At 65.4% G+C, this 15,997-nt stretch carries 16 protein-coding genes; 7 read left to right on the top strand and 9 right to left on the bottom strand.

The window, feature by feature from the left end; translation table 11 throughout:
* Positions 1-83: 83 nt before the first annotated feature.
* Both JQ632_RS06515 and JQ632_RS06510 read left to right on the top strand, forming a co-directional pair.
* Complete coding sequence (locus tag JQ632_RS06515; protein ID WP_212401455.1) at positions 84-1,820, top strand: methyl-accepting chemotaxis protein; 1,737 nt, start codon at positions 84-86, stop codon at positions 1,818-1,820.
* Between the two features lie 267 nt (positions 1,821-2,087).
* Entirely contained in the window at positions 2,088-3,776 is a 1,689-nt protein-coding gene (locus JQ632_RS06510; RefSeq protein ID WP_212401454.1) for a methyl-accepting chemotaxis protein, read from the top strand.
* An 87-nt stretch (positions 3,777-3,863) separates the two neighbouring features.
* On the opposite strand, the gene JQ632_RS06505 is transcribed toward JQ632_RS06510, so the two are convergent.
* The 6 genes from JQ632_RS06505 to JQ632_RS06480 form a co-directional block, all read right to left on the bottom strand.
* Positions 3,864-6,554 (bottom strand): DUF2339 domain-containing protein, encoded by a 2,691-nt coding sequence (locus JQ632_RS06505; protein WP_212401453.1) that lies wholly within the window; start codon positions 6,552-6,554, stop codon positions 3,864-3,866.
* A gap of 47 nt (positions 6,555-6,601) precedes the next feature.
* Entirely contained in the window at positions 6,602-7,570 is a 969-nt protein-coding gene (locus tag JQ632_RS06500; protein ID WP_212401452.1) for an NrtR DNA-binding winged helix domain-containing protein, read from the bottom strand.
* A 28-nt stretch (positions 7,571-7,598) separates the two neighbouring features.
* Positions 7,599-8,105 carry a tyrosine phosphatase family protein gene (locus tag JQ632_RS06495; RefSeq protein WP_212401451.1) on the bottom strand — a complete coding sequence of 169 codons (507 nt, stop codon included), beginning with the start codon at positions 8,103-8,105 and terminating at the stop codon, positions 7,599-7,601.
* Positions 8,106-8,248: 143 nt separating this feature from the next.
* A complete protein-coding gene (locus tag JQ632_RS06490; protein WP_212401450.1) occupies positions 8,249-8,866 on the bottom strand; it encodes a YfbR-like 5'-deoxynucleotidase in 618 nt (205 codons plus the stop codon).
* On the bottom strand, positions 8,863-9,489 hold the full coding sequence (locus JQ632_RS06485) for a DNA-3-methyladenine glycosylase I (RefSeq protein ID WP_212401449.1): 627 nt from the start codon (positions 9,487-9,489) through the stop codon (positions 8,863-8,865). Before JQ632_RS06485 ends, JQ632_RS06490 begins: the two co-directional genes overlap by 4 nt.
* Positions 9,486-10,367, bottom strand: coding sequence for a folate-binding protein YgfZ (locus JQ632_RS06480; RefSeq protein WP_212401448.1), 882 nt, complete (start codon positions 10,365-10,367; stop codon positions 9,486-9,488). Before JQ632_RS06480 ends, JQ632_RS06485 begins: the two co-directional genes overlap by 4 nt.
* A 101-nt stretch (positions 10,368-10,468) precedes the next feature.
* Between JQ632_RS06480 and JQ632_RS06475 the strand changes: the two genes are divergently transcribed.
* The 5 genes from JQ632_RS06475 (at position 10,469) to JQ632_RS06455 (ending at position 14,450) form a co-directional block, all read left to right on the top strand.
* A complete protein-coding gene (locus tag JQ632_RS06475; protein ID WP_212401447.1) occupies positions 10,469-11,803 on the top strand; it encodes a dihydroorotase in 1,335 nt (444 codons plus the stop codon).
* Between the two features lie 39 nt (positions 11,804-11,842).
* Complete coding sequence (locus tag JQ632_RS06470; RefSeq protein WP_212401446.1) at positions 11,843-12,712, top strand: sulfurtransferase; 870 nt, start codon at positions 11,843-11,845, stop codon at positions 12,710-12,712.
* 101 nt (positions 12,713-12,813) lie between these two features.
* Positions 12,814-13,500 (top strand): RNA polymerase sigma factor, encoded by a 687-nt coding sequence (locus JQ632_RS06465; protein WP_249151485.1) that lies wholly within the window; start codon positions 12,814-12,816, stop codon positions 13,498-13,500.
* Positions 13,501-13,588: 88 nt separating this feature from the next.
* On the top strand, positions 13,589-14,119 hold the full coding sequence (locus JQ632_RS06460) for a DUF4142 domain-containing protein (protein ID WP_212401444.1): 531 nt from the start codon (positions 13,589-13,591) through the stop codon (positions 14,117-14,119).
* A gap of 10 nt (positions 14,120-14,129) precedes the next feature.
* Entirely contained in the window at positions 14,130-14,450 is a 321-nt protein-coding gene (locus tag JQ632_RS06455) for a cupredoxin domain-containing protein (protein ID WP_212401443.1), read from the top strand.
* Positions 14,451-14,613: 163 nt separating this feature from the next.
* On the opposite strand, the gene JQ632_RS06450 is transcribed toward JQ632_RS06455, so the two are convergent.
* The 3 genes from JQ632_RS06450 to JQ632_RS06440 all read right to left on the bottom strand — a co-directional run bounded on the left by JQ632_RS06450 (position 14,614) and on the right by JQ632_RS06440 (position 15,927).
* Positions 14,614-14,880, bottom strand: a complete 267-nt coding sequence (locus tag JQ632_RS06450) for a hypothetical protein (protein ID WP_140979584.1) — start codon at positions 14,878-14,880, stop codon at positions 14,614-14,616.
* A 155-nt stretch (positions 14,881-15,035) separates the two neighbouring features.
* Complete coding sequence (locus tag JQ632_RS06445) at positions 15,036-15,413, bottom strand: TIGR02301 family protein (RefSeq protein WP_212401442.1); 378 nt, start codon at positions 15,411-15,413, stop codon at positions 15,036-15,038.
* 79 nt (positions 15,414-15,492) lie between these two features.
* Positions 15,493-15,927 carry an NUDIX hydrolase gene (locus tag JQ632_RS06440; protein WP_212401441.1) on the bottom strand — a complete coding sequence of 145 codons (435 nt, stop codon included), beginning with the start codon at positions 15,925-15,927 and terminating at the stop codon, positions 15,493-15,495.
* Between the last annotated feature and the right edge of the window lie 70 nt (positions 15,928-15,997).

The following is a 15,997-nucleotide window of genomic DNA, read 5'->3' as shown; positions in this document are numbered from 1 at the left end:
AGGCGCTCAAACTTTAGGCAAGGACGATCAACGTCCGAAGCGGCCGACAATGACGCGGCCGCTCGTTTCTGGGGAAACGTGCCATGTTGAGCCTTATTCAGAATTTGCGCATCGGTACCAAGCTGGCGATTGCCTCGGCGCTCGGCATCCTCCTCGTCGCAGCCATGATCGCGAGCCAGCTCGTCGGCAACGGCAAGGTGCGTCATTCCAACGAAGCGGCGCTCGAGCAGCAGGCGCTGGCGCGGGATGCCGTTGAAGCCAAGGTCGCGCTGCGCAGCATGCAGCTCAGCGCCCGCGACATTCGCCTCGCCGGCAATCCGGCTGAGCTGCAAAAGGCGAGCGACAGCCTTATCGAACGATCCAGTTCCCTGAACCGCACCATCGAGGAGATGCTGAAACTGTCGCACGCGCCAGAGAACCGCGCGCGATTGGAGAAGCTTAAGAGCCTCACGCCGGTGTACCTCAAGGGTGTCCAGCAGCTCGCATCCATCCGCAGCGAGGCCATCGCCGCGACTGGGCCAGATGGGGCCACGCGTCTCGCCAGGCTCGCCGAAGAGAACGCGCGTGTGACCCGCGAGGTCACGTTGCCGATGGCAGCCGAGATGGATGGGATTACCAACGAGATTGCCGAGTTTGCCAAGCACAGAAGCGAGGAGGAGGTCGCCGCTGCGGCGCGCGAAATGGCCGCGGGCGAGCGGCTCGGCATTATTGTCGGTTCGTGTGCCATGCTCGTGCTCATCGGTTCCTGGCTGATGTCCTTCCTGGCCATCGCGCGTCCCATCAGCGCGCTGACGGTCGCGATGAACGAGCTCGCCGGCGGCAACTTCTCGGTGGTGCTGCCCGGGCTCGGCCGCAATGACGAGGTCGGCGGCGTCGCCGATGCGGTCGAAAGATTCAAGATCGTGTCCGAGCAGAAGGCACGCGATGAAGCCGAAGCCAAGATCAGGCAGGACAAGATCGCGGCCGAGCAGCGCAAGGCTGAGATGCGGGAGCTGGCCGACAGCTTCGAGTCCGCCGTCGGGGAGATCGTCGACACCGTCTCCTCGGCATCGACCGAGCTGGAAGCTTCTGCCTCGACGCTCACCTCGACCGCGGAGCGCTCCCAGGAGCTCACCACCATGGTGGCGGCGGCGTCCGAGGAGGCCTCGACCAATGTGCAGTCGGTGGCGTCGGCGACCGAGGAGCTGTCTTCCTCAATCACCGAGATCAGCCGGCAGGTCCAGGAGTCGGCGCGGGTCGCGAGCGAGGCCGTCGGCCAGGCCCGCGTCACCACCGGGCGCGTCAGCGAGCTCTCCAAGGCCGCGACGCGGATCGGCGATGTGGTCGAGCTGATCAATACCATCGCGGGACAGACCAATTTGCTCGCGCTCAACGCCACGATCGAGGCGGCGCGCGCGGGCGAGGCCGGGCGCGGCTTCGCCGTCGTTGCCTCCGAGGTCAAGGCGCTGGCCGAGCAGACCGCGAAGGCGACCGGCGAGATCGGCCAGCAGATCTCCGGCATCCAGTCGGCGACGCAGGAATCGGTCGGCGCCATCAGGGAGATCAGCGACACGATCGAAAAGCTGTCCGAGATCTCCTCGACGATCGCGGCTGCGGTGGAGGAGCAGGGCGCGGCCACGCAGGAAATCTCCCGCAACGTGCAGCAAGCCGCGCAGGGCACCCATCAGGTATCGGCCAACATCACCGACGTGCAGCGTGGTGCGGGCGAAACCGGGTCGGCATCCTCGCAGGTGCTTTCGGCGGCGCAATCCCTCGCGGGCGACAGCAACCGCCTCAAGCTCGAGGTCGGTAAATTCCTCGACACCGTGCGGGCGGCATGAGGGCGGGCCGCCATTTTCGCGGTTCCCTTATCGATGCTGAAGCCGTCCCGCGCCGAAACGTGGCGGCTGTGTCGGATGTTATGCGACGCTGAGGCATGACCGTCATGCAGATTCGCGGTGGAGCTCGTTAACCGTCGCTTGGAATTTGCGTGTGAGAATGGCCATTCAGAAAAATCAGCCAGCTCTGTTGAACTTAAGTCCCAGCCGCCTCTCACAGGCGTCGCCGGATTCTAACGCGCGGCCGCTAGCGCCGCAGGGACTTGTGTTATGTCGAAATTGTCGATCCGAATTAAAATTCTGACCGTACTGAGCGTACTGGTGCTGTCGCTGGCCGGTGTCGGCGCGATGGCGATCGCCACGATGCAGAACATCAACGCGCACACGGTCGAAATCGCCGAGAGCTGGCTGCCGAGCGTTCGCGCTCTTGGTTCCATGCGCGCCGACATCAACGAGCTGCGCGTCGCGCTGCGCCTGCACCTGATGCAGGATACTGCCGAGGGCAAGGAGGCCGCCGAGAAGCGGCTGGCGTCGCTGCGGGAGCGGATCGAGAAGACGCGCAAGTCCTACGAGCCGCTGATCACCTCGGCTGAGGAACGCGGCATCTACGAGCAATGGACCAAGGGTTGGGATGACTATCTGAAGGGCGTTGAGGAGACGATGGCCCTGTCGCGCAAGGGCGTCGGCGCCTTCCCGGTCGAGGCCAATAATCTTTTGCAGACCAAGGTCGCCAAGATGGCCCAGGCCGCTGACCCGCTGCTCCTGAAGGACATCGAGCTCAACAATAAGGGCGCCGAGGCGGAGACCAGGGCGGCGGCCGACAGCTACCGCACCATCTTCCGCGTGCTGGTCGGCATCATCCTGGCCGCCGTCCTGCTCGCGATCGCCGCGGCGTATTTCCTGATCCGCGACGTGTCGCGCGGCATCAGTTCGATCATTCAGCCGATGCAGGCGCTCGGAGAGGGCGATCTCGCCGCCGAAGTGCCGCATCGCGGCGAGCGGACCGAGATCGGATCGATGGCCGATGCGCTGCAGATATTCAAGGAGGCTCTGATCGCGAAGCGGGCGGCCGACGAAGCGGCGGCGCGCGATGCGGAGGCCAAGATCGAGCGCGGACGCCGCGTCGATGCGATCACCCGCAAGTTCGAGGCCATGATCGGTGAGGTCGTCGGCACCGTCTCGTCAGCCTCGACCGAACTGGAAGCGTCGGCGACGACGCTGAGCGGCACCGCGCGGCGCGGGCAGGAGCTCTCCACCGTCGTTGCTGCGGCATCGGAAGAAGCCTCCACCAACGTCCAGTCGGTTGCGTCGGCCTCCGAAGAGCTCTCGTCCTCCATCACCGAGATCAGCCGGCGCGTGCAGGATTCGGCGCGCATGGCGGCCGAAGCCGTCGAGCAGGCTGCGCGCACCAACGAGCGCGTCAACGAGCTGTCGCAGGCGGCTGCCCGCATCGGCGACGTCGTCGAGCTCATCAACACCATCGCGGGCCAGACCAATCTCTTGGCGCTGAACGCGACCATCGAGGCCGCACGCGCCGGCGAAGCCGGCCGCGGTTTTGCGGTCGTTGCCTCCGAAGTGAAGGCGCTGGCCGAGCAGACCGCGAAGGCGACCGGCGAGATCGGTCAGCAGGTTGCGGGCATCCAGGCGGCGACGCAGGAATCCGTCAGCGCCATCCAGGAGATCGGCGGTACCATCGAAAGACTGTCCGAAGTGTCGTCGGCGATTGCCGCCGCCGTCGAGGAGCAGGGCGCCGCGACCCAGGAGATCTCGCGCAACGTGCAGCAGGCCTCGCTCGGCACGCAGGAGGTCTCCTCGAACATCACCGACGTGCAGCGCGGCGCGGTCGAGACCGGCTCGGCCTCGACGCAGGTGCTGTCGGCGGCAAAGTCGCTGGCGTCAGACAGCACGCGCCTCAAGGTCGAGGTCGCGAGTTTCCTGGAGTCGGTGCGCGCGGCCTGATCCTTAAGGCATGATCCGGAAAAGTGTGCAGCGGTTTTCCGAAAAGGCCATGCTCAAACAAAGAGCCGAAGTGCGATAAGTCGCGCTTCAGCTGCCTGGCTGTGCGACGGGTGGCGGCGTTTGCCGGCGGAACAGGATCCGCTGGTAGAGCCACCCGATGGCGACCAGCACGATGCCGAGCCCCATGAAGGACAGCGCGCGGTAGACACCCGTGAGCGCCGACATGTCGATGACGAAGGCCTTCAGGATCGTCAACGCGATGACGATGGCCGACGCCAGCCGCGCCCGCTCCGAATTGACCAGGATGCCGACGCCGAGCAGCACCACGCCGAAGGCGAGCCAGCCGATCGAGTAGGTGTATTGCTCGGCGCCCGTGGTCACGCCGATGGAGAGGATCGGGCCGTGATAGAAGCGTCGAATCTCCAGCGATAGATAAGCGAGCGCGAACACCAGCGCGCCGCCAGCCAGCGTATTGGCATAGGCCGTGGGGCGGTGACCCGCGACCGCATAGGACAGCAGCAGCATCAGCAGCGACGGCAGGGCGTAGCCAAGCAGGATATAGTTGAAGATCGGTCCGCCGACGTCGGTGCGCCAGAGCAGAGGATTCTCCAGGAGCAACAGTCCGCCGACGGCGATCAGGCCTGCGATGACCGTGAGAATGACCGCGCCGACATTGTGGACGATGCTGCGGCTCCGCAGCCGTAGCCGTTCGAGCCCGATCGCCATGGCGAGCGTGACGCAGACCTGGAGCGCGAATTCGAGCAGCGAGGGCGCCGCCGTCATGTTGCCCCCGGTTGCGAAGTGACGGATCTCCATGAAGGCGAGCAGCGCCGTGAACAGGATCGCAGCCGCTTCCACCATGCGCAGCGGCGCGTCATCAGCGCGGCGGCGCAGGAAGATGCTCGCGCCCCAGAACGACAGCGCCGGCAGGCCGTAGCCCCAGAGCAGCCAGTTCAGGATCGGCGTGGTGCCGACGGCGTCGCCGACGATGCGGGGATCGTAGGCCACGCGCGCGGTGACGATGGCCGCGAAGATCGCCGCGAGCCAGCGCAGGAAGGGAATCGGCCGCTGCATCGAAATCCAGGCCGTGCCGAGCGACATCAGCGCCAGCGCTATCGTCAGCCAGCCCTTCTCCAACGCGAAGGTGAGCGCCAGCGCCAGCGCGCCGAGCGTGCCTGTTGCGAACAGCGCGATCGAGATCGGCAAACCGGGTCGGTTCTCGCGCCGGGTCAGCGCCTCGGTCGCAGTGCCAAAGGCTGCGGCCAGGATCACTGCGAGGATCGCGAACGGGATCGAGCGATCGAGATGGGCGATGCGGGCATAGAGCGCGACCAGCAGCGCAATCGGCGTTGCGGTCGCCGTCGCCGCCCACACCACGGGGATGATGGGCGAGGCAGAACGTCCCTGCGCGAGGAAGCCGGCGATGCCAAAGCCCGCGGCGAACAGCGCGGCCATCACCAGGTGCAGCATCACCGAACTGTCGGTCGCGACGGGGCCGATGCCGGGCAAGGGACCGCCGGGCAGCACCAGCATGTCCGGATTGGCGCGCACGGCCCATTCGGCAAACATGATGAAGACGAACGCGGCGGCAGCACCTAGCGCGCCGGTCGCGGACGGTGCGCGCCAGGCCACCAGCAGCGTCGCCGCAACCAGGATGGTGAACGTGATCAGTCCGAGATCGGCGTGCGAGCTCGACAGCACGATCAGCATGGCGCCGAACAGATAGGCCGCGAGCGAGCCCGATGAGATCGGCTCGATCGTGCCGTCCTCGATATCGGGACCGAACATGAACCCGCACACGACCAGCAGGCTCGCGAGGACGAAACCCGCGATCACGTGGAAGGCATGCGGCGCGACCAGTTGCGCGCCGAGGTCGAGCCCTGGGAAGGTCCAGAGCAGCGCGAACACGATGGTGGTGACCGCGAGCCAGCGCCACAGCCGGATGCGGGCAAGACCGAAGCTCGCAGCGCTGACGATCGCGAGATAGACGTAGAGCGCCCAATAGTCCGGCTTGTCGCTGGAGACGAGGATCGGCGTCACGAACGCGCCGACGACGCCCAGACCCGCCAGTGCGGGCCCATGCAACAGCGCGGCAGCCAGCGTGCACATCGCGACGATGCCGAGCAGCACGAAGGCGGTTGCGGGCACGAGGAAGTCGTAGAGCGCGTAAGCTGCATAGATTGTCGCAAATGCGACGGCCGTGCCGGCCGCGGTGAGGATCGCCGGAATATTGGCGATCGGCAGCGCTTCGATCGCGGAGATGCTTTCCTTGCGGCGCGTCCATTCGCCGGCACCGAGCAGCGCCAGCGCAAAGAGGCCGCCGAGGAACACGCGCACGCCGGGGCCGAGCAGGCCGGCTTCGATCGAATAGCGAACCATGAAGAAGCCGCCGAGCGCGAGCGCAAGGCCGCCGATCCAGACCACCCAGCGCGTGCCGAGCCGTTCTTCGAGCCCGGGCGTGGCTGCCGGGACCGGAGGCGGTGCGGAAACTTCGCCCGCATCCGCCTGGAGAGGCGCGATCTGCTCCGTTGCGAGCGGCGGCGCCAGTTCGGGTTCGGGCGGAAGCGGTGGCGGCACGGCCGCGCTTGCAGCCGGCGCGAGACCATCCTGCAAGGGCATCGGCGCGGGCGGTTGGATCGGTCGCGCCGTGCGCGCGGCCTCTTCCAGCAGGTTCAGCCGCCGGCGCAATTCCGTGATCTCGTTGGAGGCTCTCAGCGCAAACATGAACGCAGCGATCGCACTTATCAGTGCAACGAGCTCAAACGGGTTCTCGAACATAAGGCCTCCAGGCGATCGGCCAGGGAGGCGAATCGCGCAAATCTATCCTAGCGACGGGAGCGCATGCGCAAACCGGGCGCGGGCCGCTCCTGCAGCACTTCGCGGCGGAAACGGTAGAGCGCTGCCGGCCGCCCGCCGGTCTGTGTCGACATCACCCCGGTCGGTTCGACCAAGGCCTCGGTCTCCACAAGACGGCGGAAATTTTGCTTGTGCAGGTGCCGGCCCGAGATTGCCTCCACCGTGTGCTGCAGTTCAGTGAGTGTGAACTCGGCGGGCAAAAGTTCAAAGATGACAGGGCGGTACTTCAGTTTTGCGCGCAGCCGCGCGATTCCGGTTGCCAGAATCCGGCGGTGGTCGAACCGCATCGAGATACCGAGGGAAGGAAGCGCCTTGCGCGCTAATGCCGCAGGGCGGCCATCCCGCCGCGCCTCCTCGATCAGGCCGGCCTCGTAGAGCAGCTCGTAGCGGTCGAGCACGCGCTCCTCGTCCCAGGGCGCTCCGTCCTGGCCGAAATAGAGCCGCACGCGATCCTTCCGCGGCAGCGCGCGTGTCGTCTCCGGCGTGTCCTCCTCGGCCCATCGTGCCAGTGCCGGAATGATGTCGCGCGCGATGATTGCCGGCGGCTGCTCGCGCCAGTCCTCCCAGGGGAAGAAGCGGTACCAGGGCTCGAAGGTCGCCCCCGGCGCCGGCGCGGCGTTGTCGGCGGCGCGGGTCAGCGCGAGATATCCGATCGAAACCATATGCGCGTCGGTATCGCTGGCCTCCGCATGCCGGCCGCGATCGCCAAATGTGTAGAGCTGCTCGACATAGCCGAGCTTCAATCCCGCCTGCGCCTCGACCCAGGCGCGCAGCCCGATCTCGAACGTGCGATGGGAAAGCGCATCGAACGGACCGAAGGGGAGTCCTGCGAGCTGATCGCTGCCGCGCGCGGTCAGGATCAGCGGCTCATTGCCCTCGATCGCGACGATCGCAGCGGTCAGGCCGATCTCGATCGGCGTCAGCAGCTTGTCGCTCATCCGGCGGCGATCGAAGAGATTTGTGCGGTCATTCGAGATCGATCACGAAAGGGCGGCCCTCGACCAGCATCGCGCCGGGGCCCATCTCGTCGAGCGCGCGCAGCATGCGGCCTTCGCGGCCGAGCGCGCGGTCGGCGAGGCCGACGATGCGCCGGTTGGGCGAGGCGATTGGCGAGGCCGCGCGGATCTTCCTGGCGATCTCTATCTCGTCGCGATGCGGGTTGAGCGCGCAGACCGCGGCGAACGCGCTCGCGGTGGAGCGGCTGATGCCGGCATAGCAATGCACGACCAGCGGCGCGCTGCGGTCCCAGCTGCGCACGAAGTTGAGGACCTGCTCGATGTGTCCCTCGGACGGGGCGACAAAACCGTCCATTTCCTCGGTGATGTCATCCATCGACACTTTGAGATGATTGGCGGGCAGCACCGAGACGGGCCGGGCCACTTGCTCGACATTGGCCATCACCGTCAGCACATGGCTGGCACCGGTGAGGCGGACGGTTTCGGGCAATGCGGCGAGCGAACAGACGTGGATCATGGCAGTCCCTTTTGGAAACCGATTATAGCGAGCTGCCGTAGGGTGGGCAAAGCGAAGCGTGCCCACCACTTCTGTTGCAATTGCGGAAGGATGGTGGGCACAGCGTTTCGCGCTTTTGCCCACCCTACCAGAGCGGAACACACCTACGAAAACACCGCATTGAACCGCTCCAAAAAGCGCTTCTCGGCCCGGGCGGCGGTCCAGGGCGTCAGGTAGTCGCGCTCGGTCGCCTCGGGCAGGCCCGGATCGCGGCCGAACAGGCGCCTGGCCTCGCTCTCGCCGAAGCCGGCCAACCGGGTTGCCTCCAGATACGCTGCACCGCGATCGGCGGCCTTGATCGCCTGCGTGATCTCGTCGGCGAGATCAGGCGGCAATCCGAAGCGGATATGGATAGCGCCGAGCAGGCGCTTCTCGACCGCCTTGTAATGGCCTTCGAGCACCGCCTTGAACGGCGAGATCATGTCGCCGATGACGTATTCGGGGGCGTCGTGCAGCAGCGCGGCGAGCCGTACGCGCTGGTCCACCCGCGGCGTTTCGTGCCGCATCACGGTCTCGACCAGCAACGTGTGCTGAGCCACCGAGAAGATATGCGCGCCGACGGTCTGCCCGTTCCAGCGCGCGACCCGCGCCAGGCCGTGGGCGATGTCGGCGATCTCGACGTCGAGCGGCGAGGGATCGAGCAGGTCGAGCCGCCGTCCCGACAGCATGCGCTGCCAGGCGCGGGACGTGACGTCGTTGGTGGCCGGCTTTCGTGCCGTCATTTGACTTTGAGGCGCGGCTTGCGGGCGGTCTTGCCGCAGATTGCGTGACAATGACAGTCGACGAGATGATCGTTGACCATGCCGGTCGCCTGCATAAAGGCGTAGACGATGGTCGGGCCGACGAACTTGAAGCCGCGCGAGGACAGTTCCTTCGAGATCTGCACCGAGAGCGGCGTCGACGCCGGCACGCTCGCAGTGGTCTTGAAACGGTTGACCTTGGGTTGGCCGCCCATGAAATCCCACAGCAGTCTTGAGAAGCCCGGGCCTTTCTCCATGATTTCGAGATAGGACTTTGCGCTCAAAATCGCGCCGTCGATCTTGGCGCGGTTGCGCACGATGCCGACGTCGTTCATCAGCGCGTGGACTTTCTTGGCGTTGTAGCGCGCGATCTTCTCCGGCTGGAAATCGTCAAACGCTTTGCGAAAATTGTCGCGCTTGCGCAAAATCGTGATCCAGGAGAGGCCGGCCTGAAAACCGTCGAGGATCAGCTTTTCATAGAGTGCGCGGTCGTCGTATTCCGGCACGCCCCATTCGGTGTCGTGATAGGCGACGTAGAGCGGATCTTCGCCGGGCCAGGGGCAGCGGGTGAGGCCATCGGCGTGCAGGCGGGGACCACGGCTCATGCGACGGGCTGCTTGGCTGGCATGCGGACGACGTCCGGTTCAGCGAGCTTCACGCTCAGGCCGCCGGCCGTGAGCGTCAGGCCAGCATCGAGCGCATCGGCGACACGATCGGTGCGCACCAGTGCGATGCCCGCGCCGCGCGCGGTCGAGCCCATGGTGCCGACCGGCTTGTCGCCGGCGAGAACGGGCACGCCGACTTCGGGCGCGGGACCGTCGATCAGCACCTTCACGCTGCGGGTGCGCGCGGTGCCGCGGTGCTGCATGCGCGACACCACTTCCTGGCCGACATAGCAGCCCTTGTCGAAATCGACGCCGGCCAGCCGGTCCATGTTGGTCTCGTGCGGAAAAGCATCGCCATACATGAAATCGAGCCCGCCGCGCGGCACGCCAAGCGCGATGCGATGGGCCTCGTAGTCGGCGGCATCGACGAGTTCCGCGCCGATCAGGCTGGCGAGCTTCTCCTTGAGGTCCGCCGGGATCAGGATGCGCACGCCGAGCCGCTCGTCGCGGGGATCCGCGAAGGTGAGGTCCGGCTGGGTCGCGAGCGCGCCATCCCAGGCCGCGAGCACGCCGAGATCGTCGGTGAGGTTTTCCACCGCGACCTTGGCGCGTAGCTTGTAGAATTTGAGCTTGTCGGCGAGGGCCTGCGCCAGCGCGCGCGGGCAGTCGATCAGGAAGCCGCCGCCATGGCCGGCAGGCGCCTCGGTGATCAGGAAATCCACGACGATCTTGCCCTGCGGCGTCAGCAGGGCCCCGAATCGGCCCAGTCCGGGTTTCAGCCTGTCGACATCAGTGGTGACGAGGCCGTTGAGGAAGTTGCGCGCATCCTCGCCCGTGACCTTGACCACGCCCCGATCACTGACAAACGCTGCTTTCATGCGAAAATCTCTTGCGACATCTTGGCAACGAACGTAAGCCCCCAAAAGATGAACGACAAGACCTCAAGCCCTGCGCTTGGGGATGAGAGAGACGGACAGCCATGACCCAGCGCTTTGACGTGATCCTGAAATCCGGCACGGTGGTCAATCAGGACGGCGAGGGCGTCCGCGACATCGGCGTCACCGGCGGCCGCATCGCCGAGATCGGCAGTCTGTCGCAGGCCTCCGCAGGCGAAACCATCGACTGCAAGGGCCTGCACATCCTGCCCGGCGTGATGGACACGCAGGTGCATTTCCGCGAGCCCGGCCTGACGCACAAGGAAGATCTCGAGACCGGCTCGCGCAGCGCCGTGATGGGCGGCGTCACGGCGGTGTTCGAAATGCCGAACACCAATCCGCTGACGGTCACCGAGGAGGCGTTCACCGCGAAGATCAAGGCCGGCCATCATCGCATGCATTGCGATTTCGCCTTCTTCATCGGCGGCACCCGCGAGAACGTGAACCATCTGCCGGAGCTGGAACGCGCACCGGGCTGCGCCGGCGTAAAGGTGTTCATCGGCTCCTCTACCGGCGCGCTGCTGGTGGAAGATGACGAGAGCCTGCGCCGTATCTTCCAGGTGATCCGCCGTCGCGCGGCGTTCCACGCCGAGGACGAGTACCGTCTCAACGACCGCAAGCCGCTGCGCATCGAGGGCGACCCGCGCTCGCATCCGGTATGGCGCGATGAGACGGCGGCGCTGATGGCGACGGAGCGCCTGGTCAACCTCGCGCGCGAGACCGGCAAGCGCATCCATGTGCTGCACATCTCGACCAAGGAAGAGATCGAGTATTTGCGCGACCACAAGGACGTCGCTTCCTGCGAAGCGACGCCGCATCATCTCACCATGGCCGCACCGGAATGCTACGAGCGGCTCGGCACGCTCGCGCAGATGAATCCGCCGGTGCGCGGGGCCGATCACCGCGCCGGCATCTGGCGCGGCATCGAGCAGGGTATCATCGACGTGCTCGGCTCCGACCACGCGCCGCATACGCTGGAGGAGAAGCAGAAGACATATCCGGCTTCGCCCTCGGGCATGACCGGCGTGCAGACGCTGGTGCCGCTGATGCTCGACCACGTCAATGCGGGTCGTCTCTCGCTCGCGCGCTTTGTCGATCTCAGCAGCGCGGGCCCCGCGCGGCTGTTCAACATCGCCTGCAAGGGCCGCATCGCAGCCGGCTACGACGCCGACTTCACAGTCGTGGACCTCAAGCGCAGCGAAACGATTACCAACAAATGGGTCGCCTCCAAAGCCGGCTGGACGCCCTATGACGGCGTGCGCGTCACCGGCTGGCCCGTCGGCACTTTCGTCCGCGGTCGACGTGTGATGTGGCAGGGCGAGCTGACGACACCGTCGCAGGGCGAGCCGGTGCGGTTTTTGGAGACGTTGAAGGCGTAGGACGCGTCGTATCGCCAGGGCGACATTGGGGAGCCGGTCATGATCAAAAAAGCATCCCTCATCTCCACCGAGCAACTCGCATCCATGCTCGGGCTATCAGACCTGCGGCTCTACGATTGCACGACTTATCTCGAACCTTTGCCGGAAGGCAGCGACGATCCCTATCTTGCGGTGCCTGGCGACAAGACCTTTGCGGCCGGCCACATCCCGGGCGCCGATTTCCTTGACCTGCAAGGCGAGTTCTCCGACCAATCCACGCGCCTCCGCTTCATGATGCCGTCCGTCGCCCAGCTCGAGGCCGCCTTCGGCCGTCACGGCATGGATGCGTCCAAGACCATCGTGCTCTACAGCATAGGCACCATGATGTGGGCGACGCGGGTTTGGTGGATGCTGCGCTCGCTCGGTGTCGAGGCCATGGTGCTCGACGGCGGGTTCGACAAATGGAAGGCGGAAGGCCGGCCGATCGAGCAGGGTGCGCCGAAGGTCTATCCGCCGGCGACCTTCAAGGCCTCGCCGCGCGCTGGGCTCTTCGTCGACAAATCCGCCGTGCTCGCCAAGCGCGGCGATCCCTCGACCGTGATCGTCAATGCGTTGGGCTCGCAGTTTCATCGCGGGCTGGAGCCGAGCCGCTATGGTCGGCCCGGGCGGGTTCCCGGCAGCGTGAATGTATCAGCGGCGACGCTGGTCAACCCCGACAAGACGCTGACCACGCTAGCGGACGCTGAGGCGAAGTTCACCGCGCAGGGGATCACGCGCGACAAGAACGTTATCTGCTATTGCGGCGGCGGTATCTCGGCGACGATCAATCTCTTCCTACTCAGCGCGCTCGGTTACGACAAGCTCACGCTCTACGATGCCTCCATGGGCGAGTGGGCGAGGGACACCAGCCTGCCGATCGAGACGGACTAGATTCTTGACCCTCCAGGTGAGGGTAAGCAAGAAATCCGGGAACCTTTTTCACACGCTCGCATCCAATGTCCGGTAGATTTGGAGGCGAGCCCGTGACCGCCATGCATCGCACTGCAACATTCCCGGCCATCGATACCGGCACGCCCGAGGCGGAGCTCGTCCGCCGCGCGCAGGCTCGCGATGAGGCCGCGCTCCGCGCGATCATGCAGGCCAACAACCGCAGGCTCTATCGTCTTGCCCGCGGCATCCTGCGTAGTGACAGCGAGGCCGAGGACGTGGTGCAGGAGACCTATGTCCGCGCATTCACCCATCTCGATGGGTTTCGCGGCGAGTCTGCCCTGTCGACCTGGCTGTCGCGCATTGCGATCAACGAGGCGCTCGGCCGCGTGCGCAGCCAAAAAACCCACGTCGAACTGGGATCGGTGCCGGAGGCAACGCTCGAAGCCCAGATCATCCAGTTTCCCCTGTCGTCCGCCGATCCGGAAAAATCCATGGCCCAACGTGAGATCCAGCGCGTCGTCGAGCGCGCGGTCGATGAATTGCCCGACGTCTTCCGCATGGTCTTCATCGCGCGGGTGATGGAAGGCATGAGCATGGAGGAGACGGCGGCGCTGCTCGGCGTCAAGCCGGAGACGGTGAAGACCCGGCTGCATCGCGCGCGCGCCATGCTGCGCGAGAACGTCGAGAAGAAGATCGGTCCTGTGGTGATGGATGCGTTCCCGTTCGCAGGCGTGCGCTGCGAGCGCCTGACCGAAGCCGTGCTGAAGCGCCTCGGAATTGGCGCGTAATTTTTAGGGAACGTCCGCGGATATTTTTCATCCAACTCCTGTGCAAGCAACGCGCCGGAAAAATGCCGGCACCACAGGAGTGTCAAACATGTTCATTCGATGGAGCGTGGCGATCGCCGCGGTCGCCCTTTTGTCCAGCCCTGTGCTGCAGGGCGCCAGAGCGGCCGACAAGCCGACCGATCCGCAGATCGCGCATATCGCCTACACTGCAGGCGTAATCGACATCAACGCCGCCAAGCAGGCGGTGAAGAAGGCGAAGAACAAGGACGTCAAGGCGTTCGCCGAGGACATGGTCCGCGACCATGAGGCCGTCAACAAGCAGGCGCTCGAGCTGGTCAAGAAGCTGAACGTCACGCCGGAGGATAACGACACCAGCCGCACGCTGAGCAAGCAGGCGAGCGACAAGCTTGCCGAGCTCGACAAGCTCGACGGCGCAGCCTTCGACAAGGCCTATGTCACCAACGAGGTTGCGTACCACAAGGCGGTCAACGGCGCGCTGGAAACCCAGCTCATTCCGTCCGCCAGCAATGCCGAGCTGAAGAGCCTGCTGCAGACCGGCCTGAAGATCTTTCAGGGCCATCAGCAGCACGCCGAGCATGTCGCGGCCGAGTTGAAATAGGAGGCGCGCGATGAGGCCGGGACGGCTGTTGTCGATCGCAACCGCGATCGCGTTGGTATCGATGATCGTCCCGGCAGGCGCGGAGACGGTTCAGATCACGATGGAGAATCTCGAGATCACGCCGGCTGACGTCGCGTTGAAGGTTGGCGACACCGTCGAGTGGATCAACAAGGACGTCTTCGCCCATACGGCGACGGCTGTGAACGGCGATTTCGACGTCAATCTGCCGGCAAAGAAGTCGGCGACGTCAGTCGTGAAGAAGGCCGGAACTGTTGAGTATTACTGCCGCTTTCATCCGAACATGAAAGCGACACTCAAGATCGCACCGTAGCGGTTCCCAGGTGTCGGGAAGAACTCCCGACGTTTTCCGGACTATTGCTTATCTACGCGGACCTGCATCCGTGCGATAACGACCCCAGACATCGCGACGTGTCGCGGGTCATTCATCCGAAACTGGCCCCGCTCGTCCGAGCGGGGTCATTTTTTGGGAAGGCTTACTGCCTCGCAAGGTCGACGGAGAATTCGCCGTTGCGCACGCGTCCGGCAAGACCCTCGACGAACTTTGCCACCGGATCTTCGCCATAGGTGCCGACGAGCTCGGCGAGCGCGGCAAACAGGCTCGCCTGCGCGAGGCAGTCGCCATCGACGCCATCATGGCGTGCTTCGGCCCATGCCTCGTTGAGATAGCTGAGTGCAGCCTGCTTCTGCTCGTGATCGGGCAGCGGCGCGCGGGCGGGTGCGTAGGAAATCGGAGAACTCATGAATCCCGGACAAAGGCTGGAGGCGCAATCCACGGCGACGCGCTGGTCATTAACGTGTAGCACGCGCGCCGGAACCGCCTAGTCCACATCTTTAAGAACGGTTAACGGGCCTGAACAATGTGGATGAGTGGTTCCACGTGCGCGCGTGGCGCAGCTCAGTTCGCGTAGCGGGCGGTCAGATCGCGCGAGATTTTCGAGCCTTCCTCGATGTAGCGGCGGATCGCGACGGAGGCGGCCGGCGTGCAGCTCCGATAGGTTTGCTGGAAGCCGTTATAGCCGCGGTTGAAGCCGGCGATCATGCGGGTGCGGCGCTCGCCGGAGGGGGTTTCGGCGTCGATCAGCGCCTGCATCTCGTTGCGCCATTTGTTGCCCTCATTGGCCCCGCAGATGCCGCGCAGATAGTGCAGGCCGCCGAGGATTTCCGCGAGCCGCTGCAGGTCGCCGTCGAACGGCGCGGCCGCGTCCTGGGCCCGGGCAGGCAGCGCGGCGCAGGCGAGAATCAGGGCAAGAATGGCGAGATATCGCGGGAACATCGGCGGTGATATGCCCCCTCTGGCCAGGGGAAGCAAGGCAGGCCAGGAACCCGGATCAGGACCCGGATCAGGACCCGGATCAGGCCCGAATCAGCCGTTCCGCCTGCAAAATGACCTCTTCCAGCCCCCCGGTCAGCTTGAGGTCGCCAAGCGCGTGGAATTCGGACGGCACGAGCCAGCGGAAGTCGTCGAGCTCGTCGTTCAGATTGGGTTCCTTACCGACCCAGCGGGCGGCAAAGGACATGATGAGGTAATGACCGGCGCCGCCGGCCGCCGGCAGCACCTCGCGCCAGCCGGCGAGGCCCACGATCTCAATCTGGAGCCCCGTCTCCTCGTTGACCTCGCGCGCGAGCGCCTGATGCAGCGATTCGCCGAATTCGACCCGGCCGCCCGGCAGCGAATAAAAACCCTTGGCGGGCGAGCGGGCGCGGCGGACCAGCAGCACCTTGCCCTCGCGGAAGATCGCGGCGCTGACGGCGAGCTGGGGGCGGGCGGGCTGAGCGGGCGACGACACGGCTCTTCACCTCTCCCCAGCGGGGAGAGGTCGATTTGCGCAGCAAATCGGGTGAGGGGGCTCAGTTCTC

The sequence above is a fragment of the Bradyrhizobium liaoningense genome, from assembly GCF_018130955.1.
Taxonomy (GTDB): domain Bacteria; phylum Pseudomonadota; class Alphaproteobacteria; order Rhizobiales; family Xanthobacteraceae; genus Bradyrhizobium; species Bradyrhizobium liaoningense_C.
This window is presented reverse-complemented; position numbering and strand designations above follow the sequence as displayed.

What these genes read in the sequence shown, in the direction of transcription:
- JQ632_RS06445 (WP_212401442.1), bottom strand. Translation starts at nt 15,413, where the DNA reads ATGTTCCCGCGATATCTCGCCATTCTTGCCCTGATTCTCGCCTGCGCC.
- JQ632_RS06480 (WP_212401448.1), bottom strand. Translation starts at nt 10,367, where the DNA reads ATGAAAGCAGCGTTTGTCAGTGATCGGGGCGTGGTCAAGGTCACGGGC.
- JQ632_RS06485 (WP_212401449.1), bottom strand. Translation starts at nt 9,489, where the DNA reads ATGAGCCGTGGTCCCCGCCTGCACGCCGATGGCCTCACCCGCTGCCCC.
- JQ632_RS06465 (WP_249151485.1), top strand. Translation starts at nt 12,814, where the DNA reads ATGCATCGCACTGCAACATTCCCGGCCATCGATACCGGCACGCCCGAG.
- JQ632_RS06470 (WP_212401446.1), top strand. Translation starts at nt 11,843, where the DNA reads ATGATCAAAAAAGCATCCCTCATCTCCACCGAGCAACTCGCATCCATG.
- JQ632_RS06505 (WP_212401453.1), bottom strand. Translation starts at nt 6,554, where the DNA reads ATGTTCGAGAACCCGTTTGAGCTCGTTGCACTGATAAGTGCGATCGCT.
- JQ632_RS06460 (WP_212401444.1), top strand. Translation starts at nt 13,589, where the DNA reads ATGTTCATTCGATGGAGCGTGGCGATCGCCGCGGTCGCCCTTTTGTCC.
- JQ632_RS06475 (WP_212401447.1), top strand. Translation starts at nt 10,469, where the DNA reads ATGACCCAGCGCTTTGACGTGATCCTGAAATCCGGCACGGTGGTCAAT.
- JQ632_RS06455 (WP_212401443.1), top strand. Translation starts at nt 14,130, where the DNA reads ATGAGGCCGGGACGGCTGTTGTCGATCGCAACCGCGATCGCGTTGGTA.
- JQ632_RS06495 (WP_212401451.1), bottom strand. Translation starts at nt 8,105, where the DNA reads ATGATCCACGTCTGTTCGCTCGCCGCATTGCCCGAAACCGTCCGCCTC.
- JQ632_RS06500 (WP_212401452.1), bottom strand. Translation starts at nt 7,570, where the DNA reads ATGAGCGACAAGCTGCTGACGCCGATCGAGATCGGCCTGACCGCTGCG.
- JQ632_RS06510 (WP_212401454.1), top strand. Translation starts at nt 2,088, where the DNA reads ATGTCGAAATTGTCGATCCGAATTAAAATTCTGACCGTACTGAGCGTA.
- JQ632_RS06515 (WP_212401455.1), top strand. Translation starts at nt 84, where the DNA reads ATGTTGAGCCTTATTCAGAATTTGCGCATCGGTACCAAGCTGGCGATT.
- JQ632_RS06490 (WP_212401450.1), bottom strand. Translation starts at nt 8,866, where the DNA reads ATGACGGCACGAAAGCCGGCCACCAACGACGTCACGTCCCGCGCCTGG.
- JQ632_RS06450 (WP_140979584.1), bottom strand. Translation starts at nt 14,880, where the DNA reads ATGAGTTCTCCGATTTCCTACGCACCCGCCCGCGCGCCGCTGCCCGAT.